The sequence below is a fragment of the Micromonospora sp. B11E3 genome, assembly GCF_039871625.1.
Lineage (GTDB): Bacteria > Actinomycetota > Actinomycetes > Mycobacteriales > Micromonosporaceae > Micromonospora.
The window spans coordinates 133,444-159,936 of sequence record NZ_JBDPMC010000005.1 but is presented as its reverse complement, the minus strand read 5'-3'; the positions used below and the strand labels follow the sequence as shown (position 1 = coordinate 159,936).

General features: G+C 72.3%; 19 protein-coding genes, 1 tRNA gene and 1 pseudogene. 10 read left to right on the top strand and 11 right to left on the bottom strand.

Translation table 11 applies throughout. The features are described 5' to 3' along the window. Window positions 1-102: 102 nt before the first annotated feature. From ABGB16_RS04830 to ABGB16_RS04805, 6 genes are all read left to right on the top strand, one after another. Window positions 103-3,132, top strand: a complete 3,030-nt coding sequence (locus ABGB16_RS04830; protein ID WP_347666723.1) for a lantibiotic dehydratase — start codon at window positions 103-105, stop codon at window positions 3,130-3,132. After that, window positions 3,129-4,391, top strand: a complete 1,263-nt coding sequence (locus tag ABGB16_RS04825; protein ID WP_347666722.1) for a lanthionine synthetase C family protein — start codon at window positions 3,129-3,131, stop codon at window positions 4,389-4,391. The genes ABGB16_RS04830 and ABGB16_RS04825 overlap by 4 nt, the downstream gene beginning before the upstream one ends. Before the next feature lie 14 nt (window positions 4,392-4,405). Further along, entirely contained in the window at window positions 4,406-6,490 is a 2,085-nt protein-coding gene (gene fxlM / locus ABGB16_RS04820) for a methyltransferase, FxLD system (protein WP_347666721.1), read from the top strand. A 130-nt stretch (window positions 6,491-6,620) separates the two neighbouring features. Next, entirely contained in the window at window positions 6,621-7,715 is a 1,095-nt protein-coding gene (locus ABGB16_RS04815; RefSeq protein WP_347666720.1) for a hypothetical protein, read from the top strand. 296 nt (window positions 7,716-8,011) lie between these two features. Continuing rightward, on the top strand, window positions 8,012-8,506 hold the full coding sequence (locus tag ABGB16_RS04810; protein WP_347666719.1) for a hypothetical protein: 495 nt from the start codon (window positions 8,012-8,014) through the stop codon (window positions 8,504-8,506). Continuing rightward, on the top strand, window positions 8,506-8,925 hold the full coding sequence (locus tag ABGB16_RS04805) for a helix-turn-helix transcriptional regulator (protein WP_347666718.1): 420 nt from the start codon (window positions 8,506-8,508) through the stop codon (window positions 8,923-8,925). The genes ABGB16_RS04810 and ABGB16_RS04805 overlap by 1 nt, the downstream gene beginning before the upstream one ends. 484 nt (window positions 8,926-9,409) lie before the next feature. Here the strand turns inward: ABGB16_RS04805 and ABGB16_RS04800 are convergent. Next, window positions 9,410-9,482, bottom strand: a tRNA-Thr gene (locus tag ABGB16_RS04800). A gap of 196 nt (window positions 9,483-9,678) precedes the next feature. Between ABGB16_RS04800 and ABGB16_RS04795 the strand changes: the two genes are divergently transcribed. Next, the gene (locus ABGB16_RS04795; protein WP_347666748.1) at window positions 9,679-11,361 is read left to right on the top strand and encodes a metallophosphoesterase; all 1,683 of its coding nucleotides are present in this window, start codon (window positions 9,679-9,681) and stop codon (window positions 11,359-11,361) included. A 139-nt stretch (window positions 11,362-11,500) separates the two neighbouring features. On the opposite strand, the gene ricT is transcribed toward ABGB16_RS04795, so the two are convergent. From ricT to tmk, 6 genes are all read right to left on the bottom strand, one after another. Continuing rightward, window positions 11,501-12,340 carry a regulatory iron-sulfur-containing complex subunit RicT gene (gene ricT / locus ABGB16_RS04790; protein ID WP_347666717.1) on the bottom strand — a complete coding sequence of 280 codons (840 nt, stop codon included), beginning with the start codon at window positions 12,338-12,340 and terminating at the stop codon, window positions 11,501-11,503. 323 nt (window positions 12,341-12,663) lie between these two features. Beyond that, window positions 12,664-13,332, bottom strand: a complete 669-nt coding sequence (locus ABGB16_RS04785; protein ID WP_347666716.1) for a hypothetical protein — start codon at window positions 13,330-13,332, stop codon at window positions 12,664-12,666. Continuing rightward, the gene (locus ABGB16_RS04780; RefSeq protein WP_347666715.1) at window positions 13,332-13,673 is read right to left on the bottom strand and encodes a hypothetical protein; all 342 of its coding nucleotides are present in this window, start codon (window positions 13,671-13,673) and stop codon (window positions 13,332-13,334) included. The genes ABGB16_RS04785 and ABGB16_RS04780 overlap by 1 nt, the downstream gene beginning before the upstream one ends. A gap of 1 nt (window position 13,674) precedes the next feature. After that, window positions 13,675-14,001 (bottom strand): YbaB/EbfC family nucleoid-associated protein, encoded by a 327-nt coding sequence (locus tag ABGB16_RS04775; protein ID WP_347666714.1) that lies wholly within the window; start codon window positions 13,999-14,001, stop codon window positions 13,675-13,677. Window positions 14,002-14,121: 120 nt separating this feature from the next. Then, on the bottom strand, window positions 14,122-15,405 hold the full coding sequence (locus tag ABGB16_RS04770; RefSeq protein ID WP_347666713.1) for a DNA polymerase III subunit delta': 1,284 nt from the start codon (window positions 15,403-15,405) through the stop codon (window positions 14,122-14,124). Further along, window positions 15,405-17,504 (bottom strand): dTMP kinase, encoded by a 2,100-nt coding sequence (gene tmk, locus ABGB16_RS04765; protein WP_347666747.1) that lies wholly within the window; start codon window positions 17,502-17,504, stop codon window positions 15,405-15,407. Before tmk ends, ABGB16_RS04770 begins: the two co-directional genes overlap by 1 nt. A gap of 294 nt (window positions 17,505-17,798) precedes the next feature. On the opposite strand from tmk, the gene ABGB16_RS04760 reads away from it, so the two are divergent. Beyond that, entirely contained in the window at window positions 17,799-19,007 is a 1,209-nt protein-coding gene (locus tag ABGB16_RS04760) for an alanine racemase (RefSeq protein ID WP_347666712.1), read from the top strand. 228 nt (window positions 19,008-19,235) lie between these two features. Here ABGB16_RS04760 and ABGB16_RS04755 read toward each other — a convergent pair whose 3' ends face one another. Next, complete coding sequence (locus ABGB16_RS04755; protein WP_347666746.1) at window positions 19,236-19,805, bottom strand: TetR family transcriptional regulator; 570 nt, start codon at window positions 19,803-19,805, stop codon at window positions 19,236-19,238. A 225-nt stretch (window positions 19,806-20,030) separates the two neighbouring features. On the opposite strand from ABGB16_RS04755, the gene ABGB16_RS04750 reads away from it, so the two are divergent. Together ABGB16_RS04750 and ABGB16_RS04745 are read left to right on the top strand one after the other, a co-directional pair. Beyond that, window positions 20,031-21,344, top strand: coding sequence for a D-arabinono-1,4-lactone oxidase (locus tag ABGB16_RS04750; RefSeq protein ID WP_347666711.1), 1,314 nt, complete (start codon window positions 20,031-20,033; stop codon window positions 21,342-21,344). 143 nt (window positions 21,345-21,487) lie between these two features. Continuing rightward, a pseudogene (locus tag ABGB16_RS04745) lies at window positions 21,488-21,724 on the top strand (hypothetical protein); the annotation flags it as partial. Window positions 21,725-21,817: 93 nt separating this feature from the next. Here the strand turns inward: ABGB16_RS04745 and topA are convergent. The 3 genes from topA to ABGB16_RS04730 form a co-directional block, all read right to left on the bottom strand. Then, the gene (topA, locus tag ABGB16_RS04740) at window positions 21,818-24,631 is read right to left on the bottom strand and encodes a type I DNA topoisomerase (RefSeq protein WP_347666710.1); all 2,814 of its coding nucleotides are present in this window, start codon (window positions 24,629-24,631) and stop codon (window positions 21,818-21,820) included. Between the two features lie 504 nt (window positions 24,632-25,135). Further along, a complete protein-coding gene (locus ABGB16_RS04735; protein WP_347666709.1) occupies window positions 25,136-25,957 on the bottom strand; it encodes a hypothetical protein in 822 nt (273 codons plus the stop codon). Then, on the bottom strand, window positions 25,948-26,490 hold the full coding sequence (locus tag ABGB16_RS04730; protein WP_347666708.1) for a hypothetical protein: 543 nt from the start codon (window positions 26,488-26,490) through the stop codon (window positions 25,948-25,950). The genes ABGB16_RS04735 and ABGB16_RS04730 overlap by 10 nt, the downstream gene beginning before the upstream one ends. Window positions 26,491-26,493: the final 3 nt, after the last annotated feature.

The window sequence follows — 26,493 nt, the reverse complement described above, 5'->3', positions numbered from 1 at the left end:
CCGCTGGTTCCGGCAGGCGATCCCCCGATGCCTGCCGGAACCGGCACCCCACATCCAGCCATGTCCCCGGAGGAGCGCCTCGTGACGGAAGGAGGAGGATTCATGTTTCGCTCGGTCGATGCCGCGACGATCCGCATTGCCGCTCACTCATGGCCCGACGGCCCAGCGCCTTGGCCGGACCGGAGAGACGCCTCCGGTATCGCGGACTGGTTGCAAGCGACGTGGCGGAAGGTCGGCCTGGCCGAGGCTGTTTGGGCCGCCAGCCCTGAGTTCGCTGCTCGCGTAGAAGCGGTCCTCGCCACAGAAGGCGCTGCTTTGGACCGAGGGTGGCGGATGGCGCTGGCGCTGGCGCGGTACCTGGTCCGTGCGCAGCGGCGTGCGACGCCCTTCGGGTTGTTCTCGGGGGTGGCGACCCTGCGGTTCGACACGGTGGCTGCGGTGGTGCCGGCAGGGCAGCCGGCGATCCGGGTACGGCCGGACGCGAGTTGGCTCACGTCCCTGATTGCGCGCCTTGAAGCTGAGCCCGACGTGCGCCGCCGTCTGCCTGTGCAGGCGAACAACCTGGCGCTGGTGAACGGGCCTCGGATCGTCGTGGCGCGCCGGCCGCACGCTTCTGCAAGTGCGGAGTCGACGTCGGTGAGAAGCACCGAAGCGGTACGGCTGGCGGTGTCACTCGCCCGTGCCCCATTGCCGTGGGATGAGCTGGTCGAGACGGTCGCTGCTGCGTTTCCAAGCTTCCCACGCGCGTCCGCTGACGCGATGGTTGCCGGCCTGGTGGACCACGGCGTATTGATCTCCGCTCTCCGACCACCATCGACGTGCACAGACTCGATCAGGCATGTCCTGGACACCCTCGATGCGGTGTTCGACGGTGATCCTGAGGGACAGCGAGCCCTTCGGGTCGAGCTGCGCTCGCTGCATTGTCGTCTAGGTGGTACCAGCGCGGGGAGCGCGACGTACCTTCGTGGGCTCGCCGACCACATGCGCAGCGTGGCAACGGCCACCCAGCCGCTCGCGGTGGATCTTCAGCTCGCGGATCAGATCGCCCTGCCGGAGCAGGTCGCCGCCGAGATCGCGGCATCAGTGGAGGTGCTTCGACGGCTGACGCCAGATCCGGCGGGGCGTCCCGAGTGGCGTGCGTACCGTGCCCGGTTCGTCGACCGCTACGGGATGACGGCAGTGGTGCCGCTCGCTCAGCTGGTAGATCCGCTCGTCGGGATGGGCTACCCAGAACACTTCGGCACCGTGGCCGACGCGCCTGCGGCTCTGCTGTCCGGCCGTGACGAGCGCCTGCTCGCGATGGCTCAGGAGGCGTTGGTCGACGGTGCTCGTGAGGTGGTTCTCGATGACACGGCCGTCGAATGGCTCGCCGGCACTGGCAGAGCCACCGGACCTGCCAGCCCTCACGTCGACATCTCGGCAGAGGTCCGCGCGGTCTCGCTGGAGGCACTGGCACAAGGACGGTTCACTGTCGCGCTGACCGGCATGGGCCGCTCGGCGATGGCGACGAGCGGGCGCTTCCTCGACGGGCTGCCCTACGCCGACCGGGAGTTGATGTGCCGGGAGTTCGCACGCCTTCCTGTCGCGGTGGCCGGGGCCATGCGGGCGCAGCTGAGCTTCCCGCCGCGCAAGCTACACACCCAGAACGTGCTCAACTCCCGGCAGGTACTTCCGTGGCTGGTCAGCCTGGCCGAGCACCGGCCCGTGGCCGAGAATGTGATTGGCCTCGACGACCTCGGTGTGACCGCCGGACGCGATCGGCTGGTGCTGGTGTCGATGTCGCGGCGGCGGGTGGTGGAGCCGACAGTGGCGCATGCCGCCGCCGTCCACACGATGCCGCTGCTCGGCCGGTTTCTCCTGGAGCTGCTGCGGGCCACGGACGCTCGACTGAAACCGTTCGACTGGGGTGCGGCTTCCTGCTTGCCGTTTCGACCCGCGCTGAGGTACGGCCGCGTCCTCCTGGCAGCGGCCCGGTGGCGCGTCGATCCGACCGCCCTGCCCGATGCGAACGCAGGCGATGACGAATGGTTGACCGCCTGGGAGGCGCTGCGGACGAGGCTGCGGCTGCCGGCATGGGTGCAGGTCGGCAACGGTGACCAGCGGCTTCGGCTTCACCTCGATCAGTCCATGGATCGTGCCCTGCTGCGTGCCCACCTGGACGCCAACCCCGGCCCGGTAACCGTGGTGGACGCGGCGAGCCCGGAGGACTTCGGTTGGCTCTCCGGCCGCGCCCACGAGATCGTCGTGCCAGTCGCCTCGACGGCTGCGCCCGCTGCCGCGCCGGCTGCGGTAACCGCGCGAGGCGCATGGCCGCCACTCGCTCCTCCCGAGCCGGTCATACCGGGTGCCGGTGGCCTGTTGTCCGCTTCAGTGGCTGTCGAGCCTTCGACGATGGAGCTGGTGGTGATGCGAGGGCTGCCCGCGCTGTTCGCCGACTGGCCCGAACCGCCGCTGTGGTGGTTCGTGCGCATGCAACGCCCCTCCCCGCATCTTCGACTACGGCTGCACACCGATGACTACGGCGACGCGGCGGTGCGGGTCGGGCGGTGGGTCGCCGGGCTCCGACAGCAGCGCCTTGCCGGCGATTGGAGCCTGGACACGTACCATCCCGAGTCCGGTCGGTACGGCTGCGGCACCGCGCTGGCAGCGGCCGAGAAGTTGTTCGCCGCTGACTCCACCGCAGCCCTGGCACAGCTGGTAACGCAGCCCGAGTCTGGGATCGATCGGCAGGCAATGACCGCCCTGAGCATGGTCGACCTGGCCGCCTCGATGCTCGGCAGCCGCACCGACGGATACGAGTGGCTGGTGGCGCGCCCAGAGCAGACTGGGCAGGCACCGGTCCAGCGAGATGTGCTGCGTCAAGCGGTCACCCTCGACCCGAGCGAACTTCCCGAGCCCATCCAGCATGCATGGCAGGAACGCTCCAGGGCCGCAACCCGGTACGCAGCCGAACTGTCCGCCGTCGCCGGCCCGCTCACCCCAGCCTCGGTGCTCGCGTCGCTGATACACCTGCACTTCGTTCGCGCTCTCGGCCCCGACGAAGACGCCGAACACCTCACGTATCGGTTGGCACGCCATGTCGCGCTGGCGGCGGTGCGCCGCCGGGTTCGCGCCGAAGGAGCATCCCGGTGACCGAAACACCGCTGAGGACACCGTTGCTACGGGCGGCCGAGGCGATGGCCGTATGCATCACCAACACCCTGACCGAGCCGCAGCCCCCGGATTTCGCAGCGGACGACTACGGGCCACGCAGTACCCGCTGGTACGCCCAGTCGCTGTCCCGAGGTGCCGCCGGGGTGGCACTCCTGCACGGGGTGCGAGCGCAGACAGAACACGGTGCATGGGAACCGGTCCATGCATGGCTGCGATGCGCGACCGCTGACACGCTGAACAACGGCAGCGGAGCCGGACTCTGGTTCGGCGCACCCGCTGTCACCCACGCGCTGACCATGGCCATGCCACACGCCCACCCAGCAGCCCTGGACGCGCTTGATCATGCCCTCGATGACCTGGTGGAACGCCGTCTGGCCGGTGCCACGGCACGCCTCGCGGCGCGTACCCGGCCCTCGCTGTCGGAGTTCGACCTCGTACGCGGGCTGACCGGCCTGGGAGCCCACCTGCTGCGCCGCGCCCCGCACGGACATCTGCTCCGGCGGGTGCTGGCGTACCTGGTGCGGCTCACCGAGCCGGTGCACACCGACGACGAGGCGGGCCGACTCGCACCGGGTTGGTGGAGCGCAGACCCCGCCGACCGCGAAGGTTCGGAGCAGGGCGGACATGCCAACTTCGGCATGGCGCACGGCATCGCCGGCCCTTTAGCTCTACTGGCCCTGGCCCTGCGGCAGGACATTCGGGTGCCGGGGCACGCGGAGGCGATCCGCCGGATCTGCACGTGGCTCGACTGCTGGCAGCAGGCAAGCCCTGCGGGACCGTGGTGGCCGGAGAAGATCACCGTCGCGGAGTTGCGCACCGGGAAGCCCTCCATGAGCGGACCGACGCGGCCGTCCTGGTGCTACGGCACCCCTGGAGTCGCCCGCGCCCAGCAGCTAGCGGGGATCGCTCTCGACGACTCCGCCCGGCAAGAGGCGGCAGAAGAGGCCCTGACCCGCTGCCTTGCCGACCCCCTCCGACTCAGCCGGATCATCGATCCGTCGCTGTGCCACGGCTGGGCAGGGCTTGCCGCTACGGCCTGGTACGCCGCCGCCGACGCCCGCACAACCAGCCTCCAGAAACAGCTGCCCCACATCATGCGCCTGCTGATCCAGCACGCCACGGACACCACCCCGGCACGATCCGGCTTGATCGCAGGCCCCGCCGGAGTCGCCGTCACTCTGCACACCTTCGCGACCGGCACCGACGTCCGCTGGGCCACCAGCCTGCTGATCAACTAGACGAGGAGAGCGTCGTGGATCTCGATTCCGAACTCGACACCGAGCCACCAGGCGTGGCGCCGGTGAGCCGATGGCGCCAGATCAACCTGACGTTCTCGGACTGGCAGAGCGCTGAGGATTTCGCCGCAACGCGGCTCGCCCCTGAACTCACCGCTGCGGAAGACCACCGGGCGATCACCGCCTTCTGGTTCATCCGTAAGAACGAGACGTGGCGGCTGCGGCTACTGCCCGGCGATCGGCTCGCCCAGGTCTACGCCCTCCTCGCCTCCATCACCGACGACGACCGCATCCGCGGTGTCACCGAGCCCGTCTACCGGCCCGAGGCGTACGCCTTCGGCGGGGACCAGGCAATGACGATCGCCCACACCCTCTTCCACGCTGACAGCCGCCATATCCTCGGCCATCTCGCCACCACTGGCGGCACCCATCGGCGTGAACTCGGCGTCCTGCTCGCCACTCGCCTCATGCGCGCCGCCGGACTGGAGTTCTCCGAGCAGGGCGACGTCTGGCGGCTTCTCGCCTCGCGCCGGCACCAGCCGAACGCTTCCGCGCCGACCCCACGGCTCATCGCGGCGGTGCAGCGCCTGCTCACCGCAGCCGACGACACGGCCGGAAGCCCGCTGGTCATCACCCCGCGATGGCCGAGAGCCCACGAGCAGGCGGGCGCGGACCTCGGCTTCCTCGACCGGCACGGGGCGCTGACCCGCGACCTACGCGAGGTGCTGACCCACCACCTTCTGTTCCTGTTCAACCGGCTCGGCATCTCCGCCGCTGACACCTGGCTGCTCGCGACGGCGGCCGTGTCCGTCGCCTTCCACCACCCGTTCGACACCCCATCCGGCTATCAACCCGCCGCCAAGATCGACAGTAGGGTCAACGCAGTGAACACTCCCCAAACCGAACCGGGAACGTCGAGTGCCGCGACGCTGCGCGAACAACTCGTCAGCACTCTCGAACAGCGTGGCCACATCCGCTCCGCCGCCGTCGCGCACGCATTCCGTACGGTCCCCCGCGAGCAGTTCCTTCCCGGCGTCGACCTGGAGACTGCCTACACTCGCCGCCAAATCGTCACCAAACGAGACCCCAACGGTGCCGCGTTGTCGTCAGCGTCGAGTCCCAGCCTCGTCGCGGACATGCTCGAACAACTCGCCCCACAACCCGGCCACCGCGTCCTGGAGATCGGCGCGGCCACCGGCATCAACGCCGCCCTGCTCGCCGAGCTGACCAGCCCCGGCGGCACGGTCGTCACCATCGAACTCGACCAGGATCTCGCCGACGGCGCCCGCGCCGGCCTCGACTGCGCCAGCTACGACACCGTCGAGGTGATCTGCGGCGACGGAGCCATCGGCGCCCCCGATCACGCGCCCTACGACCGGATCATCGTCACCGCAGGAGCCTGGGACATCTCCGCCGCCTGGTGGGAACAACTCGCCGACCACGGCCGCATCGTCGTGCCCCTGCGCGTGCACGAGAGCGGCCTGACCCGATGCTTCGCCTTCGACCGCACCGACCCCCACCAGCTCGTCAGCACCACGACACCGCTGGTCTGCGGATTCGTCCCCATGCGCGGCAGCACCGAACACACCGATCACCACGTACGCCTCGACACCGACGTGGTCCTCAAACTCGACGCCACCGACCAGCCCGACCGCGCCGCCCTCGCCAGCGCCCTGAGCCACCCCCGGCTCGAACGCTGGACCGGCATCCAGGTCAGCGACGCAGACCCCATCGGCCACCTCGACCTGTGGCTCCTCGTACACGCCAACAGGCCGTTCGGCCGCCTCGGCGTCGGCGACACCGCCCGCACCAGCGGATTGGTCACCCCCGCCTACCGCTGGGCCGGTGCCGCCATCTACCACGGCGGCACCATCGCCTACCTCGCCTTCCAGGACGCGGGCAACGGCCACCACGAACTCGGCGCGATCGCACACGGCCCGGACGCCAACACGCTCGCCACCGACCTGACCAACCTGCTCGACCAATGGGACGCCGCGAACCGCCCCAATCAGCCCACCGTCACCGCCCACCGCGCAGGAACCCGGCCCGCCGGGCACGACGACATCAGCCGATCCGACACCATCCTCACGATCTCCTTCTGACCGCATCCACGCCGGGGCGGTGCCCTGTCCCGCCCCGGCGCCCCAGGGACGAGCGCGGCTGAGACCTCACGCACGACCTGGACGCACCTCGTTGCCACCATGCGGCCCTTCCGCAGCAGATGAGGACACCATGACTCCGTCGCTTGCCGCCACCATCGCCGCCCGCTTCCCTCTCGTCCCCCGCAAACGACCGCCCGCCAAACCACTGGATGCTCGGGTAGACCGGCTCGTCAGGCTCGCCGAAACCGCACACCGCGAATGCGATCCGGAGAAGGCGTCCATGGTGTTCAACGGGGCCGCCCTCATCGCCTCCGACTGCGGGGACCCCAATCTTGCCCGCGCCTGGTGCCGCCGCCACGCGAGCCTCTACCTCAGCCAAGCCCCGCTGAACGGCTACGCGGCCCGCTTCGCTCTCGAACCAGTCGTCAACCTCGCTCGCCTCCGCATTCGTGAAGGCGACGGCGACGGCGCGTACCGCCTACTCACCCACCTGTACGCGGCCATCGTCGGCGGCACTCCCGCTCTTCTGGACGACCTGGAGATACATCCTCGACAACTTCCCGCTGATCCCGAAGAACTCAATCACATCATCAGTTGGCTGCGCGGCACACTGCTCTCCGACGGAACCCGCGCCCTCACCCTTGCCGGACGGTGGGAGGACGCTGTGACCCATGTGCGCCGATACGACGGGATCGGACCTACCCTCCTGGATGGACGACAGGTCGCGGTCGTTGCCCATCTACTGCAGGACGAAGGGCCGTCAGCAGCGGCTCTCCTCGCGGCCACCAAGATCGAAACGCCGTGGGAGCAAGCGGTGCAGGGACTCCTCATGACCTGGCTGAAACTGGCTGTGGGTAGCGCCCCCGTCGACCATGCTGGCCTCATCGATCGGGTGGCAGCCATACCACGAACCCCCGGGCTCACCGTGTTCCGCGTTCGCCTCGGACTGACGGCCCTGGACCTCGCGGTGAGCTTGCCAACCGATGTCGTAGACAGTCTGATCAAATCCCTGGTGGCAGATGCTATCCACGACGAGGACGCCAACGCGGCGCGCGACCTCATCAATCATCCGGCCGTCACATCCGAAAACCAAGGGACGCTGCGGCCTTTGATGAAAGCAAGCGGTTTAGGCCAGGGCCACCTGCCAGCAGCAGCGGGTGATCAGCTTTCCTCAGCGCTTGATATGGCTGGAACCGCAATAGATCACAACATCCGCCCCTGCTAGCGGCACCGATTCACGGCACGACAGCCCCGGTCGATCCTGCGATAAATCGGGCCGACCTAATCGTCGGAAGCTGTAGCTAGCACAGGAGTCGCCGTTGAGGCAGGGGTGACGGCGTTCCGCGATTACGGAAGCTGACGTCCGCCAGCAAACCTTTATCCTTCGCGGTGGCCTGATTTGAGAGGGCATTGAAAGTGAACGGCGTACCGGGCGCTCGAACGAGGGCTCCACGCAGTCCGAACGACTTGCTGCGGCGCGCACGGCTGGCGAGGCGGTCGCCGACGGGGTCGGGTCGAGCGATGTCGCGGCAGGAGGTTGCCGAGGCGGTCAACGCATGGATCTGGGAGCACCAGAGACGACGTACGTGCCTTGACAGCAGGTACGTCGGCAAGTTGGAGCGCGGTGAGTCCCGCTGGCCGGGATCGCACATCCGGGCGGGGCTACGCGGGGTCTTCGGCGTGGACAACGATGCCTCAATCGGGCTGCACGTCATCTACGGCTCCGGACGGCCGGCCGAGGCCGCGAAGACAGTGCCAGCTCCGGCATGGGAGAGGGAGCCGGAGCCCACACCGCTCACGTCGCGGATCGACCATCCGGATGTGACGCCCACTGTTCATCTCGGCGTCGCGGCGGGCACGGCGGTCATGGTCACGGTCGACAGTGGGCCTGCCGGGCCGGTCCGCGTCGTACTGACCACGGTGCCCAACGGCCGTTCCGAACTCTCGGCGCTACCGCTGACCGCCAGCGGTGGGGCACGGGTGTACTCACTCGCCGCCCGGCGCAGGCGAGCCTGATGGGGCAACAGCCGGCCGAGTTGAGGCCCCACGCGTCTGCCCGACACTTCCTCGGCGCGGAGCTGCGCTGTTGGCGGCAGCAGCGCGGGCTGTCGCTGGCACGGCTCGCGGCGCTGGTGTACGTGAGCCCGGACCTGCTCGGCAAGATCGAAAAGGCCGACCGTACGGCCAGCCTGGATGTCATGAGTCGCTGTGACGAGGTGTTGGAGACGGGCGGAGCGCTGGCCCGCTTGCGGCGATTCGTGGACCACCAAACGGCAGCGCAGCCACGAACGGATGCCTCGGCGACGGTGCCGACACGGTTCATGGTGATCATGGAGATCCTGCCTGTCGGACCAGTCGACTCCAACGCCGCTCCCCTCGTGAACAGCGGCGGCCGGTCTCGTTTGTACGCACTTCACGGCGGACAGGGCAGATGATCGAAATGGATACCGTCCCGGGTCCCGCCCGCGCCGCCTGATCGTATATCGCTATGCGGCAAGCCCCACGGCCAGAAGCCAACCAGCCGCGAGGGCTGGCCCCATAGGGGTCGGCGGGTTCTTCGCGTCGTTCGTCCGTCGGAGGCTGACGGCGGAAGCGATGGTGCCGTGCAGGAGAAGCCCAGCAAGAAGGCCGAGCATCGCTGTGTGCCAGCCCAGCCAGCCGAGGTTGAACGCGATGGCGCCCTCGCCCCGGACAGCTCCGACATTCTCGAACAGCTTGGGGCAGGTCCGGAGATAACTGGCCCTGCGCTTCAAGATCGTGGGAAGCGCCGGGCCAAGTGACCCCTGCACCCCCGCTGGCAGGTGCGCGGAACCTGATCGCCGGTAGGCGTTTGTGGGGGGTTTTCGGGGGGCGATTCAAAACTGCATCGATGAAAATGGGGCCCTGACCAGCGCTGATGCTGGTCAGGGCCTCTTCTTGAGCCGCCTGACGGAATCGAACCGTCGACCTACGCATTACGAGTGCGTCGCTCTGCCGACTGAGCTAAGGCGGCAACGATCGTCAAGTGTACGGCACACCCCGCCCGTCGGCCCAACCGGATACCTCCGTCGACCGTCGGGACCCGGACATCCCGCGCTTCCGGCGCCCGTACCCGACAGCGCGGCGGACCGGTCGGGACTACGCTGCGGTGGGTGACCGACGACCGCACCCCCGTCGATGGCCCGCAGGGCGACGCTCCGGAAGACGGCATCGGGCCGGCCCGCCGGCCGCGCAGCACCGATCCGCTGGAGCTGGGCTTCACCCCGCGCAAGCCGGTCCCGTGGCTCGCGCCCCTCCTGTTGATCAGCACCGGCCTGCGTACGCTGCTGGCGCTGCTGTTCGGGGCGTACCTGGACAAGCGGGAGCTGCAGAACTCGCTGGAGGCCCGCATCGAGCGCCAGGTCGGGCCGGACGGCGGGCTGTGGCTGGACTACGTCGCCGACCTGGGCGACGGCTTCAACGCCACGTACTCGGTCGCGTACCTGCTCGCGCAGCCGGAGCTGACGGTCGACGGGCACCGGCTGCCCCGGGCACAGACCCTGGTGATGGGTGGCGACCAGGTGTACCCGACGGCGTCCTACGGGGCGTACGAGGACCGGTGCAAGGGGCCGTACCAGGCCGCGCTGCCGGCCACGCCGCCCGAGCGGCCCACCCTGTTCGCCGTCCCCGGCAACCACGACTGGTACGACGGCCTCACCGCGTTCCTGCGGCTGTTCGTGCGGTCCCGGGACCGGCACTTCGGCGGCTGGGGCACCGGCCAGTCCCGCTCGTACTTCGCCGTCGAACTGCCCGCCGAATGGTGGCTGCTCGGCCTCGACGACCAGTCCGGCTCGTACCTGGACGACCCGCAGCTCACCTACTTCGACGCGGTGGCCCGCCGGCTGGGGCCGCAGAGCCGGGTGATCCTGGCCGTGCCGGCGCCGACCTGGGTCAAGGCCGTCGACGACCCCACGGCGTACGACTCGATCGACTACTTCATCCGTACGATCGTCGCGCCCACCGGGGCGCGGGTACGCCTGCTGATCTCCGGCGACCTGCACCACTACGCCCGGTACGCCGGCCCGGACCGGCAGCTCATCACCTGCGGCAGCGGCGGGGCGTACCTGTATCCCACCCACCACCTGCCCGAGCGGATCGAGGTGCCGCCGCGGGACACCCTGGCCCGGCGGGCCAGCCCCAGCCGCCCGTACGACCTGGCGGCCCGCTTTCCCGACAGGGCCCGCTCCCGGCGGTACGGCTGGGGGGTCTTCGCCCGGCTGCCGTGGCGCAACCCGGGCTTCGGCACCCTGCTGGGCATCGTGCACACCCTGCTCATGCTCGCGATGGCCGGGGTGGCGGCGAACCGGGCCGGCGGCACCGAGCAGCGACTGTTCAGCGTGCCACTGGTGGCGATGCTGGCGGTGACGATGCTCGGGGCGACCCTCTTCGCGAAGCCGCCCAGCGCGAGCGGGAAGCGGCACGCCCGGCACTGGATCCTCGGCGTCGGGCACGGGCTGGCCCACGTCGGGCTGGCCGCCACCGGCACCTGGGCCTGGCTGTCGCTGCCGTTCTACCACTGGTCCTGGCCGCTGCCGGTGGTCGCCGCCGTCGTGCTCTACGGGCCGGTGATCGGCTTCCTGGCCAGCGAGCTGGTGGCGGCGTACCTGCTGGTGGCGGGGGCGTTCGGGGTCAACCTCAACGAACTGTTCGCCGGGCAGGGCATCGAGGATGCCAAGGCGTTCCTGCGGCTGCGCATCGACCCCGACGGCACCCTCACCGTCTACCCGGTCGCGGTCGACCGCGTGGCCCGCGACTGGAAGCTGAACCCCGACCAGTCGCCGGAGTCGTCCTGGCTGGTCCCCGGCACCCCGCTGACCCCCCGCCTGGCGGAACCCCCGATCACGATCCGCTGAGGACTGGCCCCCCGAATTCGGTGATCAAGAGATTTGCGTCGGGATCCGGCCGGCGGATGACGCAAATCTCTTGATCACCCAGCAGCGGCCGGCATGCCGGGGCGCGTGCGCTGGCGCGGCCGGGGAGGGTGCGGCGGCGTCAGGCGTTGTAGTGCTGGTCGTGGGCCTGGCGTGGGCCGCAGACCGAGGCGCGGGAGCAGGCGCAGCGGGAGCCGTCGGCGTCCAGCCGCACGGTCACCGAGTCCCGGGGGACGCTGTGGCCGATCACCCGGCCGGGGCCCTGATCCGTGGTGACCCGGCTGCCGACGGGCGGGGCGGACTCGTGGAACCTCTGGTAGAGCGGGTGCTCGTACTTGAGGCAGCACATCAGCCGGCCGCACGCGCCGGAGATGCGCAGCGGGTTCAGCGGCAGGTCCTGTTCCTTGGCCATCCGGATGGTCACCGGCTCGAAGTCGGTCAGGAACGTCGCGCAGCACAGGTCCCGGCCGCAGGAGCCGATGCCGCCCTGCACGCGGGCGGAGTCCCGGGCGGAGAGCTGGCGCAGCTCGACCCGGCAGTGCAGGGTCGCGCCGAGGTCCCGGACGAGGGAGCGGAAGTCGACCCGGTGCGGCGCGGTGAAGTAGACCGTGGTCCGGTCGCCGCCGCCCTCGGCGTTGCCGAGGACGTGGTCGACGGCGACCACCTTCATCGGCAGACCGTGCTCCCGGATCAGCCGCTTCGCGGCCACCTTCGCCTCGGCCTTGCGCCGCCGCAGCAGCTCGTCACGACGCAGATCCTCGTCACCGGCGAGGCCGGCCAGCTTGGGGAAGCCGTCGGTGTCCTCGCCGACCCACTGCGCGGCCCACACGCACTCCGCCACCTCGGGCCCCTCGTCGGTGGGCACCAGCACCCGGTCGCCCACCTGCGGGTGGAACTCCCCCGGGTCGAGGTAGTAGAGGCGCCCATACCGGTTGAAGCTGACCGCGCAGAGCATGCCCATGCCTCTCACCCTACGACGCGGTGACCCCCGCCACCTACCCGGGAGTCGCCACGCGGTCACCCCGCGCAGTGATTTACGAACATCATTTCATACGATCCCCGGCTGCCCCGTCGTCTCGATGCTCCTCGCCCGGACGGCTGATTCCGAGGCGAGCCGGAGGACAAACCGGCGGCGAGGGCGTTGAGTGGAGGCAGACCTGCGGGGGGTGCAGGGGAAGGCCACGGCGTCGCCGCCGGAGCGCGCGTCCACGGACCGGCTCAGGCGCGCGGCGCCGTGGCCCTGCCGTCGGCCGGATCCCCCGGCGCGGGGAAAGGGCGGCCGGGTCAGCGGCCGATGCGGGTGGCGGTGTCGTAGTGGGCCGGACCGCCCACGGGAGCGCGCCACACGGACTCCGTCAGGCTCGGCGACCACTGGCGCAGCAGCGTCTCCGCCCCGTCGTACGCCACGCCGAGGACCGAGAGCACCCGGTACGCGACGTCGGCCGCCGCGACCAGGCCGGTGGCCCGCGGCTCGGCGCCCGGGGCGGTGGCGGCCCGCACCCGCACCGCCTCGGCGGAGCAGAGCACGTGGGCCAGCGCCCGGGCCAACGCCAGGCGGCTGCCCTCCACCCAGTCGGCGAGCGCGTCCGCGTACCCGGCGGTGGACTCCAGCCGGCCGACCAGGCTGTCCGGGCCCTCGTCGAGGTGGCGCAGCAGCGCGGCGCGCGACCCGTCGTACGCGGAGGCGGCGGCCCCGGACCAGGCGACCGGGTCGGCGAGGGTGCGGCTCACCTCGTCGTACGCCCCGACGAGCGCGCGCACCGCGTGGCCGGCCTCGGCCAGCGGCGCCGGGTGCAGGTCTAGGAAGGCCCGCACGGCCTCTCCGGGGAGCGCCTGCATGCGGCGCAGCAGCGGCCAGAGCGGGTGCCCCTCCGGGGCCCCGGAGGCGAGCAGCGTGTCGACCCGGTCGAGCAGGTCCAGCCCCGGCTCGGCGAGGCGGTCGAGGGGGTCCATCACAGGTCCCGTGCCCCGAAGCCGCCGGACCGGAACCGCTCGGCCCGGCCCAGCCGCAGCCGGGCGGAGTCGTCGACGCCCGCGTACCGGTCGGCGGCGCTGCGGACGGCGGACGCGGCCGCGGTCAGCCGGGCCGCGGCGGCGCTCGCCTCCCGGGCCCGGTCGCCGGTGGCGGCCGTCCAGCACCGGTGCAGCGCCCGGCCGATCTCGCCGGGGCGGCCGGGGGCGTGGACGCCGAACGCCGGGTGCGGCGGGTCGGTGGCGGTCACGGCGCGGGCCAGGCCGTCGAGGGTCTCGCTCGCCTCGTCCAGCCGGGCGGCCAGGGCGCGCATCTCGTCCATGTCAGGCCCCCGCCAGCGGCCGGTACGCCGCGAACGTCTCGTTGTGCAGCTTCTCCCGGGCCCACTCGGCCGCGTCGGCGGCGGCGGTCACCGCGGCCCGCACGGACCCGGCGACGTCCCGCGGGTGACGGGTGTGCAGGGGGCCGAGGAAGCGCACGTCGGTGATCCGCCCCTCGGCGGTGACCACGACCTCGACCAGCCCGTCCGGGGAGCGCACCGTGACCTCGACGGTCGCCACCGCCTGGTCGAACTCGGCCTGCAAGGACTCGATGTGGCGGTAGCGCCGCACCGCCTCCTCGATCCAGGCCTCGTCGATCTCCCGAGGCATCGTGGACTCCTCCCGGCAGTGCGCTCACCGTCCGTGCAGCCACGATCACCGTGGCACCCCCGGGACCGTACCGCACACCAATCGCGCGTGTCGATGCCCTGTGGACGACGCGAGAGGCTGTCAACCCTTCCAGAGGGCGAGCATCATCGCCTCCACCGCGATCCGCGGCTTGACGTTCGCCTCGATGGCGGCCCGGCACTCCAGCACGGCCTCCAGCCGGCGCAGCGCCCCCTCGGCGTGCCACTTCCGCGCCCCCGCCTCGGCCAGCGCGGCGGTGTCGGCGTGCACCGGGGAGACCGGCGCGCCCAGCGCAGCGGTGACGGCGTCCCGGTAGAAGCCGGCCAGGTCGACCAGGGCCCGGTCGAGGGCGTCGCGCTGGGCCCGGGTGGCCCGCGACTTCTGCCGCTTCTCCAGGTCCTTGAGCTGGCCGGCGGCCCCGCGCATCGCGCCGGCCGCCCCCCGGCCGGTGCCGCCCGCGCCGAGCGCGGTCTGCAACGCGGCCCGCTCGGCCTCGTCGATCTCCGCCACGGACGCCGCGGCCTCCGCCTCGGCCGCCTCGATCAGCGCGGACGCCGCGTCGAAGGCCGCGCCCACCCCGGTCAGCCGGCGCGGCACCGCGAGCACCGCGTCCCGGCGCTGGCGGGCCTCCGGGTCGCGGGCGAGCCGCCGGGCCCGGCCCACGTGGCCCTGCGCGGCCGCCGCCGCCCACGCCGCCACGTCGGGGGCGACGCCGTCGCGGCGCGCCAGCACCTCGGCCACGGCGGCGGCCGAGGGCTGCCGCAGCGGTACGACCCGGCACCGCGACCGGATGGTCACCGAGATGTCGTCGGGATGGGTGGACGGGGCGCAGAGCAGGAAGACCGTCCGCGGCGGCGGCTCCTCGACCGCCTTGAGCAGCGCGTTGCCGGCCGCCTCGGTGAGCCGGTCGGCGTCCTCGATGATCACCACCTGCCAGCGGCCGCCGGACGGGGTGCTGGCCGCCCGGAGCACCAGGGCGCGCATCTCCCCGACCCCGATGGACAGCCCCTCGGGCACCACCAGCCGGACGTCGGCGTGGGTGCCGGCCAACGTGGTGTGGCAGCCCGGGCACTCACCGCAGCCGGTGCCGCGTACGCACTGCAGGGCGGCGGCGAACGCGCGGGCGGCGACCGACCGGCCCGAGCCGGGCGGCCCGGTGAAGATCCAGGCGTGGGTCATCCCGGCGCCCGGGTCGACGGGGTTCCCGGCGTCCTCGGCCTCGGCCTCGGCGGCGAGGGCGTCGAGGTCGTCGTCGACCGGGCCGGCCGTGGCCGCCGCGTGGACGGCGGCGGCGTGGCGCAGCACGGCCGCGGCCGACGCGGCGGCCCGGCGCAGCGTGTCGACCGCGTCGTCCTGCCCGACCAGGTCGGCGAAGACGTCCGGCATCAGGTCGGGCGCTCCATCGTCACCAGCTCCGCGTCGGATAACTCCGGCTGCACCGAGGTGTCCGGCCCCTGCGCGGGCCGGGGATGCACGATCTTGGCGGGGTCGACCAGGAACGCCTCCACCCGGCGGGCGACCAGCCCGGCGATCTCGTCGACCGGCTTGGCCGCGTCGAGCACCAGGTAGCGCTTCGGGTCGTTGGCCGCGAGGTCGAGGAAGGCGTACCGGACCCGCTCGTGGAAGGCGACGGACTCGGCCTCCAGCCGGTCGGCGTCCGCGCTGCGGGCGGCGACCCGGGACAGGCCGGTGCGCGGGTCGACGTCCAGCAGCACGACCAGGTCGGGCTTGAGCCCGCCCGTGGCCCAGGAGGAGAGCCAGGAGACCTCGTCGACCGGCAGGGTCCGCCCGGCCCCCTGGTACGCCAGCGAGGAGTCGACGTACCGGTCGCTGATCACCACCGCGCCGCGGACCAGCGCGGGCCGGACCACGGTGGCGACGTGGTGCGCCCGGTCGGCCGCGTAGAGCAGCGCCTCGGCGCGCGGGGAGGGGGACTCGGCGCCGGACCTGTCGAGCAGGAGGGAGCGGATCCGCTCGCCGATCGGGGTGGCCCCCGGCTCGCGGGTCACCACCACCTCCCGGCCCTGCCCGCGCAGCCGCTCGGCGAGCAGGGCGAGCTGGGTGGACTTGCCGGCGCCCTCGCCGCCCTCGAAGACCACGAAAAGCCCGTTGGGGACGAACTGCTCGGCCGGCATCAGCGGGCGGCCCCGGACCGACCCCCACAGGTCGGCCAGGACCGGCACGCCCTTCTTGTCGTCCATCTGGCCGAAGGCGCTGATCCCGGCGAAGATGCCGGCGACGCCCGCGGCGAGCAGCAGCAGCCGGGTGGAGGAGACGGAGATGCCCAGGTCGGCGACGGTCAGCCGGCGCGAGCCGCCGACACCGACCAGCAGGCTGCTCAGCGCGATGGCCAGGATCAGCACGAGCCGCGTGCCGATCTGCACCACGGCGAAGACCCGGCCGCGCACCTCGTCGGCGACCTCGCCGCCGAGCAGGGTGGTGCCGGCGAGGAAGGCCATCCCGGCGCCCGCGCCGACCAGGACCGCGCCGAGCATCGCCATCGACAGGTGGATGGCGAACGCGAGCACCAGCACGGACGCGCTGGCCAGCACGATGCTCGCGCCGAACCAGCGCCGCCGGGACATGTCCCGGACGATCATCGGGCCGAGCCCGATGCCGAGCGCAAGGCCGACGAAGATCGCGCCGAAGAGCAGGTAGAACGCGGCGTCGCCGGCGCCGAGCGAGGCGGCGAAGAACTTCGCCGTGCCGATCACGATGCCGCCGCCGGCGAAGGCGCCGAAGATGCCGAGCACCAGGCCGCGGACCAGCGGGGTGTGGCTGATGTACTTCCAGCCCTCGGTGAACTGGCGCGTCATCCCCTGCTCGGCGCGTTCCCCCGCGCCGCGCCCCGTCCGGCTGATCTCCTTGATGCCGAGGGCGACCACCAGCGCGGTGGCCAGCCGGGAGAACGCGTTGAACCAGAGCGCGAGCTGGGCCGGCTCGGCCCAGGCCGGGATCTCGCCGCCGGTGGCCGCCCGGATGCTGCGGTCGAGGACCGCGAGGCCGACCGCGGCGGCGATGGGGGTGAGGCCGTACGTGGTGATGAGGGTGAGCTGGTTGGCCGCCTCCAGGCGTGCGCGCGGGATCAGGTTCGGAACCGCGGCCTCCTTGGCCGGGATCCACAGCAGGGTGATCGTCTCGATCAGGAAGGTGGCGATCGCGGCCCAGCCGACCACCAGCCCGCCGCCGGCGCTGGTGAGGGCGAACAGCGGGATCGAGGCGAAGAGCACGAAGCGCAGCACGTCGCAGATGACCATCGTCCAGCGCCGGTCGAACCGGTCGGCGAGGACGCCGGCCACCGGGCCGAGCAGCAGCGCGGGCAGCAGCCGGATGGCGATCAGCGTGCCGAAGGCGGCGCCCTTGGCGGTGTTGCCCTGCACCTGGGACGCGGCGAAGACCGACGTGGCGAGCAGCCCCAGCCAGTCGCCGAAGGAGGCGGCGCCGAGCACGATCCACAGCCGGCGGAACGGCCGGATGCGCAGCACGGAACGGATCGCGGCGGCCCCGGAGCGGTCGGCCGCGGCGGCGGCCGGGGCGGCCGGCTGACTCGCGGACGACGACACGCCGGGCGACTCGCCGTTGTTCTGGCTTTCGATGGCCGTACCTCCACGTGCCGGCCCAACGTTGGGCAGTCCCGGTGCAACACTCTAGTCCCCGGGCGGGGAACGCCCCGTCCGCGACATTGCCTGCTCGCCGAGCCTAGGCCGCCGGCACCCCCGCCGGCAGCCGGCGTACGCGAGGGTGTTTCGCATCAATCGTCCGGCAGTTAGCGTGCACATGTGACCACGGAACGCGACCGACTGCGCGAACGCCTGGATCGGGCGACCGCCCACCTCGACCCGCCGTACGCGGTGGTCGACCTGACGGCGTTCGACGCCAACGCGGCGGCGCTGCCCGCGCGCGCCGGCGGCAAGCCGCTGCGGGTGGCCAGCAAGTCCGTCCGGGTTCGCGAGCTGCTCCGCCGGGTGCTGGGCCGGCCCGGCTGGCGGGGGGTGATGGCGTTCACCCTGCCCGAGGCGATCTGGCTGGCCCGCTCCGGCGTCAGCGACGACGTGCTGGTGGCGTACCCGACGGCCGACCGGCGGGCGCTCGCCGAGCTGGCCGCCGACGAGGCGCTCGCCCGCGCCGTCACCCTGATGGTCGACGACACCGAGCAGCTCGACCTGGTCGACGCGGTGCGCCCGCCGGACCGCCGGCCCGAGCTGCGGGTCTGCCTCGACCTGGACGCCTCGTGGCGACCGCTGGGCGGGCGGGTGCACGTCGGGGTCCGCCGCTCGCCGGTGCACAGCGCCCGGGCGGCGGGCGCGTTCGCCGCCGCCGTCGCGGCCCGGCCCGGCTTCCGGCTGGTAGGCCTCATGTCGTACGAGGCGCAGATCGCCGGGCTGGGCGACGCGCCACCCGGCCGGGCGGCGCTGGCGACCGCGATCCGGCTCACCCAGCGCGGTTCGTACCGCGAACTGCTGGCCCGTCGGGGCGCGGCGGCAGCGGCGGTACGCGAGCACGCCGACCTCGAGTTCGTCAACGGCGGCGGGACCGGCAGCGTGGCGGCGACCAGCGCCGATCCCGCGGTCACCGAGGTCACCGCGGGATCGGGCCTGCACGGGCCGAAGCTGTTCGACGCGTACCGCGCCTGGCGCCCCACCCCGGCGGCGTTCTTCGCCTGCGCGGTGGTCCGCCGCCCGGCGCGCGGGCTGGCCACGGTGCTCGGCGGCGGCTGGATCGCCTCCGGTCAGGCCGGCGGGACCCGGCTGCCCGTGCCCTGGCTGCCCGCCGGGCTGCGGCTGCTCGGCGCGGAGGGGGCGGGCGAGGTGCAGACCCCGCTGGCCGGCGCGGCGGCGGCCGGCCTGCGGGTCGGCGACCGGGTCTGGTTCCGGCACGCGAAGGCCGGCGAGCTGTGCGAACACGTCAACGAGCTGCACCTGGTCGAGGAGGACCGGGTGGTGGCCAGCGTCCCGACCTACCGGGGCGAGGGGCACGCCTTCCTGTAGGCGTCACCCACCGTCGCGTCACTCGATGCGGGCCGCCCCGGCGCGGCGCGCGTGGCGGCTTGGTCGGGTCGCGGGGGCGGGCCGTCGCGGCGCGCGTGGCGGCCCGGTCGGTTCGCCGGGTCGCCCGGTCGCGGCGCGCGTGGCGGCCCGGTCGGTTCGCCGGGTCGCCCGGTCGCGGCGCGCGTGGCGGCCCGGTCGGTTCGCGAAGGCGGGCCGCCCTCGCCCGGCTCAGGAGGCGCTGTCGGCCTGGGCTTCGACGTACCGGTGCAGGTACTCACGGATGAGCGCCTTGGCCTCGGCGAGCACCTCCTCGTCGCCCTCGGGCTTGCGACGGAAGGCCAGCTTGATCAGCGCGTCGGCCGCCTCGACGGCGACCTCCAGGCAGAACCGTAGGCGCGGCTCGTCGATCATGCCGAACCGCTCGGTGAGCACCCGGGCCAACTGGTCGGCGATCACGCCGTTGTTGTCCCGCTGCTCGTCCAGCAGGTGCAGGTCGACCACGTCGCCGAAGTGCAGGGTGCGGAAGCCCGGGACGGTGCGGTGCATGGTGATGTACTCGTCGATTCCCGCGTCGACCCCGTCCCACCAGTGGGTCAGGTCGTTCGAGGAGAAGCGCTCGTCGAGCCGCTGGAGGTAGGACTCCATGGTGCGCAGGGTCAGGGCCTGCACGATCGCCCGCTTGTCCGGAAAGAACTGGTAGACCGACCCGATCGCCACCCCGGCACGCTCGGCGAGCAGGGTCGTGGTCAGCCCCTCGTACCCCACCTCGTCGACGAGTTCGGCGCAGGCGTCCAGCATCCGCTGGACCCGTGCGACGCTTCGACCCTGGACCGGTACCCGGCGCAGCGGCCCGGTCGTGGCGGCTGGTGTGGACACTCGGCGCCACCCCCCTTCGACGGATGAACATATCTGCACGTCACGAGTGCGTGACTACCGGTACAACGAGCGGACCTCGATTGCGGTATTTACCAGGCACAACGTTCCTGATAGGAAGTCAATTCACGTTGATGTCGAGGAGCGCGCATGGCCAGCACCCGACCCCTCGCCGCCTGGACCAACTGGGCCGGCAACCAGCGCAGCACCGCAACCGAGGTCCTCCGCCCGCGTACCACCGCCGACGTCGCCGACGCCGTCCAGGCAGCCGCCGCGGCCGGGGAACGGATCCGGCCGGTCGGCAGCGGCCACTCCTTCAGCCCCGTCGCCCGCAGCCAGGGCCGGCGCATGGAACTCGCCGGGCTGGACGTCGGCGTCCGGGTCGACCGCGAGCGGCGCCTGGTCACCGTACCGGCCGGGATGCCCCTGCATCGGCTCAACGACCTGCTCGCCGCGAACGGCCTGGCCATGCCCAACCTCGGGGACATCGACGCGCAGACCGTCGCCGGGGCGATCTCCACGGGCACCCACGGCACCGGGGCCACGCTGGGCTGCCTGTCCACGTTCGTCGCGGCGCTGACCCTGGTCACCGGCACCGGTGAGGTGCTGCGGTGCTCCGCCGACGAGCACCCGGACGTCTTCGCCGCCGCCCGGGTCTCGCTCGGCGCCCTCGGGGTGCTGACCGACGTGACCCTGCGGTGCGTGGACGCGTTCGGGCTGCGCGCGCACGAGCGCCCCGCCCTGCTGGACGCCGTCCTCGCCGACCTGCCGGACCTGGTCGCCGCCCACGAGCACTTCGAGTTCTTCTGGTTCCCGTACACGCCCCGGGTCCAGGTCAAGACCAACGACCGGGCGCCGGCCGACGAGCGGCCGCTGCCGCGGTGGCGCGGCTGGCTCGACGACGAGTTCCTGGCCAACACCTTCTTCGGCGGCGTCTGCCGGGTCGGCCGGGCCGTACCCGCCCTGGTGCCGACGATCAGCGGCGTCGCCTCCCGGGTGCTCACCGAGCGCATCTACACCGCACGGTCCGACCGGGTCTTCTGCACCCCGCGCCGGGTCCGCTTCGTGGAGATGGAGTACGCGCTGCCGCGCGAAGCCCTGCCCGAGGCGCTGGACGCGCTGCGCCGGATCGTCGACGGGCTCCCGGTCAAGGTCGTGTTCCCGGTCGAGGTGCGCTTCACCGCCCCCGACGACATCTGGCTGTCCCACGGGTACGGGCGCGAGTCCGCGTACGTCGCCCTGCACCAGTACGCGGGCATGCCGTACGAGCCGTACTTCCGGGCGTTCGAACGGGTGGCGGCGGGCCTCGGCGGCCGGCCCCACTGGGGCAAGGTCCACTGGCGCGACGCGGAGTCGCTGGCGCCGGTGTACCCGAGGTTCGCCGACTTCCAGGCGATCCGCGACCGCCTGGACCCGAACCGGGTCTTCGCGACGGACCACCTGAACAAGATCCTCGGCCCCTGACTTGGATGATCCCGCCATGTCGGTGACATTGGGGTGTCCAGCGTGCGGGATGCCGCCATGTCGGCGGCATGGAGTGGATCAACTGCCCCAGGTGCACTGATTCGCCTCGGATGTCCGGTTCGGTGGCGTGACCGGGTATGACCACCAGCCTGCAGGAGTCGAAGCTGGAGAACCTGGGCCACCTGGGCGACGCCAACGACCATGACTCGCTGGGTCTGTTCCAGCAGCGGCCGTCCTCGGGTTGGGGCACCCCGGAGCAGATCACCGACCCCGAGTACTCCACCACCGCATTCCTCAAGGGCCTCAAGCAGGTCGACGGGTGGCAGGACATGCCCCTGACCCAGGCCGCGCAGACCGTGCAGGTCTCGGCGTACCCAGACGCGTACGTCGACGTCCGGCTGGCCGGGTATCCAATCTTGGTACGGTTCCGCCCCCGGAGGGACCGATCCGTACCAAGATTCGCTGTAGCGCCGCTACTCGCTGGCCCGGGCAGCCTTCTTCGGCGCCGATTTGGTCGCCTTCGTCGCGGCCGCCTTCGTCGCAGTGGACTTCGCGGCCGTGGACTTCGTGGCGGTCGTCTTCTTCGCCGCCGTGGTCTTCGCCGGCGTCGCCTTCTTCGCCGTCGCCTTCTTCCGCGGGGCGGGCCCCTTCGCGCGCTTCTCGGCGAGCATCTCGGAGGCCTCCTCGATGCTCAGCGCCTCCGGCGTCTGCCCCCGGCGCAGCGACGCGTTGGTCTCCCCGTCGGTCACGTACGGGCCGAACCGGCCGTCCTTGATCACCAAGGGCTTCTCGGTCAGCGGGTCGACCCCCAGCTCCCGCAGCGGCGGCGCGGCGGCCCGCCGCTGGCGGGTCTTCGGGGCGGCCAGCAGGGCCAGCGCCTCGTCCAGCGTGACGGTGAACATCTTCTCTTCCGAGTCCAGCGACCGGAACTCGTCACCGCGCTTGACGTACGGGCCGTACCGGCCGTTGTTCGCGAAGATCTCGACGCCGTCCGGGGCCACCCCGACCAGCCGGGGCAGGCTGAGCAGCCGCAGCGCCTGGTCCAGGGTGAGCGTGTCCGGCGACTGCGAGCGCAGCAGCGAGGACTTCCGCTCGCCGCTGGCCACGTACGGGCCGAACCGGCCGGACTTGAGCACGATCGGCTCCCCCGTCGCCGGGTCGTCGCCGAGCTTGCGCTCGCCGCCCCCGCCGAGGAACAGCTCGTGCACCTTCTCCGGGGTCAGCTCGTCCGGGGCCAGCCCCTCGGGGATCGGCGCCCGGTCGCCGGGGGTGCCACCCTCCTCACCCTCGGCGTGCGCCGCCGGCTCCTCGCCGGGCACGCTCCGCTGGAGGTACGGCCCGTAGCGCCCGACCCGGACGACGACCTCACGCCCGTCGTCGTCGGTGAACAGCGGGATCGAGTTGACGCTGCGCGCGTCGATCTCGCTGACGTTCTCGGTGACCAGCTTCTTCAGCCCACCGGAGCGGGCGATGTCCTGGTCGCCGGCGCCGTTGGCGCTACCGAAGTAGAACGCGGTGAGGAAGTCGACGGCGGCGTGGTCACCCCCGGCGATCTCGTCCAGCTCGTTCTCCATGCTGGCCGTGAAGTTGTAGTCGACCAGTCGCGGGTAGTGCCGCTCCAGCAGGCCGATCACCGCGAACGCCAGGAAGGACGGGATCAGCGCCTGGCCGCGCTTGGAGACGTACCCGCGGTCCTGGATGGTCTGCATGATCGACGCGTACGTGGACGGGCGGCCGATGCCCAGCTCCTCCAGGGCCTTGACCAGCGACGCCTCCGTGTACCGCGACGGCGGCTGGGTGTGGTGGCCCTGCGCGGCCAGCTCGTCGGCGGTCAGCGGCTGGTCCTTGACCAGGTTGGGCAGCCGGCGCTCGGCGTCCTCGGCCTCGGCGTTCTCGTCGTCGCTGGACTCGACGTACGCGCGCAGGAAGCCCGGGTCGGTGATCGTCTTGCCGGTCGCGCCGAAGTCGGCCTCCTCGCCCGAGGAGGAGACCGCGCGGATGCGCACCGAGACGCTGGAGCCGACCGCGTCGGTCATCTGTGAGGCGATGGTCCGCCGCCAGATCAGCTCGTAGAGCCGGTACTCCTCCTCGGACAGCTCCTTGGCCACCTCGCCCGGGGTGCGGAAGTTGTCCCCCGCCGGCCGGATCGCCTCGTGCGCCTCCTGGGCGTTCTTCACCTTGCCGGTATAGCGGCGCGGCTCCGGCGGCACGCTGCGCTCGCCGTACAGCTCGACGATCTGCCGGCGGGCCGCCGCGATGGCGGTCTCCGACAGGTTCACCGAGTCGGTACGCATGTAGGTGATGTAGCCGTTCTCGTACAGCCGCTGCGCGGTGCGCATCGTCTGCTGCGACGACAACCGCAGCTTGCGGGCCGCCTCCTGCTGGAGGGTGGAGGTGATGAACGGCGCGTACGGGCGCCGGCGGTAGGGCTTCTCCTCGACCCGGGTGACGGCGAACGGCCGCCCCTGCAGCCGGGCGGCGAGGCCACGCGCCCCGCCCTCGTCGAGGTGCACCACCCCGGCGCCGGCCTTCACCCGGCCCGTGGTCGGCTCGAAGTCCTTGCCGGTGGCGATCCGGTCGCCGTTCAGGGCCACCAGGGTGGCGTTGAAGCTGCGCGGCCCCTCGCCCGGGTTCCGCACGGACAGCGTGGCCAGGATGTCCCAGTACTCGGCGGTGCGGAACGCCATCCGCTGGCGCTCCCGCTCGACCACGATCCGGGTCGCCACGGACTGCACCCGGCCCGCCGACAGCTTCGGCATGACCTTCTTCCACAGCACCGGGGAGACCTCGTAGCCGTAGAGCCGGTCGAGGATGCGCCGGGCCTCCTGGGCGTCGACCAGATCCCGGTCGATCTCCCGCGGGTTGGCCACCGCCGCCTGGATCGCCGGCTTGGTGATCTCGTGGAAGACCATCCGCCTGACCGGCACCTTGGGCTTCAACGTCTCGACCAGGTGCCAGGCGATCGCCTCGCCCTCGCGGTCCTCGTCCGTGGCGAGGAGGATCTCGTCGACCTCCTTGGCCAGCTTCGTCAGCTTGCTGATCTGCTGCTTACGGTCGGGCGAGACCACGTAGAGGGCGTGGAAGCCGTTGTCGACGTCCACCCCGAGCCGGGCCCACGGCTCGCCCTTGTACTTGGCGGGCACGTCGGCGGCGTTGCGCGGCAGGTCGCGGACGTGCCCGAAGCTGGCCTCCACGACGTATCCCGGGCCGAGGTAGCCCGAGATCGTCTTGGCCTTCGCCGGTGACTCGACGATGACCAGACGGGTGGTCCTGGGGTTGCTCGGCACGTCTCCTGCGACCTCACTCCTGCTCGTGGCCGGCCGGTTCCGGGCGCGGACCACCCTCGGTCCGCCGGAACCGCCGGCGGTCCGGATGTCCAACGTAACGCGCCGCCCGCGTTTCGGGTTTCGCGGGCGGCAAACCGCCCAAGTGCGACGCCCACCCCACGCCGCACCGGTGATGCTCTTGCCGGACGGCGCCACCGTACACCGTGGGTAGGGTCTCAAGCAGGCCACCGTGACGATGCCGTCCCCTCGACCGATGGTCAACCGGCCCGATTCTCGGCGGAAACCGACCGCCCGAGTGTCCCGCATCGGACAGCCGGAGCCAGGTCGGCCGCCGAGCGGCCCGCCGCCGACGAGGGCGTGCGGCCAGCGCCGCGCCGGTCGGGCGCATCGGTCAGGCACGCCGGGGAGGCAGGCCGGTCCGGCGCGTCGGGGAGCCGAACCGGTCAGGCCCGGGTGGGCCCGGGACTGCGCTGTTTGCGGCGCGGCGGGCCGGAGCCGAACCGGTCAGGCCCGGGTGGGCCAGTCCGCCGGGGGCGCGGCGGGTGGGCGGTCGCCGATGAGGTCGGCGAGGCGGGCCAGCCGCCGGCGGCCGGTGATCCGGTACGCGGGGCCGCGCTCGTCGGAGTCGAGCAGGACCGCCGGCAGGCCGACGGCGGCCAGCGCGACGCCGACCGGCTCCCAGCAGGCCTCGTCGGCCGCGCCGAGGCGGAGCAGGAACCCGGGCGGGTCGGCCGCCCCGGCGGCGGCCAGCCAGAGCCGCAGCCGCCGCCCGTTGAGGTGGAACCCGGCGGGTGGCCGCTTCACCGGCCCGCCGCCGCCCGGTTCGGCGACAGCCGGCCCGCCACCCGGCCCGCCGCCGCCCGGTTCGGCGACAGGCGACCCGCCACCCGGTTCGGTGCCGTCCGGTTCGGCGACAGCCGGTTCGGTGCCGGACGGTTCGGTGCCGGCCGATTCGACGACGGGCGGTTCGGCGCCAGCCGGTTTGGCGACGGCCGGTTCGGTGCTGGCGGCGTGCTGGTTCAGCCAGGCCAGCGCCAGTGGGGCCAGGGTGCTGGCGTACGAGGTGCGGACCACGTGCCGCTGGTCCGCCGTGGCCTCCCACGTCGCGGCCAGGCCACGCCGGGCCAGCTCGGCGACGAGCACGTGCACCCGCCACCCGGCGTCCACCGCGACCGTCAGCCGCGCGGTGCCGCCCATCCGGACCACCTCCCCGGGGCCGGCGAGCAGGCCGGCCAGGTCGGCGACGGACGGGTCCGCCGCCTCGGCCCCGAACAGCGACAACTGCCGGACCGGGTCGGGAAGCCTGTCGGGGGGCGTCAGCGGCACTCCGGGACCTCGTCGAAGGCCTGCTTGAGTTCTTCGGAGCTGAGCCGGCTGGTGTCCAGGGCGCTGGCGTCGTACTCCTTGTTGAGGGTCTCCACGGCGGCGCGCACGCCGTCGTAGAAGGCGCCGGGCTCGCGGATGCTCAGCCCGCTGATGGTGGCCCGCGCCCGCCCGTACGCGTCGCGGACCTTGCCGAGCGACGTCTGGAAGCCCTGGGAGATCTCCTCGCCGCGGTCGGTCTCGGGGATCCCCGCCTCGTCGACCTTGCGCCGGGCCGTCTCGCTGGCCTGCTCCGCCCCGGCGAAGAGCCGCACCAGGTTCTCCTTCGCCTGCGCGGGCGTGGTCTGCGCGGTCATCTGCTGCTGGGTGCTGCTGGTCAGCTTGTTGATCTCGGCCCGCCAGGGGGTGAGCGCCTCGCAGACCGACGCCGCCCAGGCCCGCGGGCTGGGGCCGCCGCCGCAGCCGGCCAGCGTGAGGACGAGCGTCGCGAGAACCACCGTGAGTCTTCCGGCGGTCGCCGCCCGGCACGTGCGCATGCG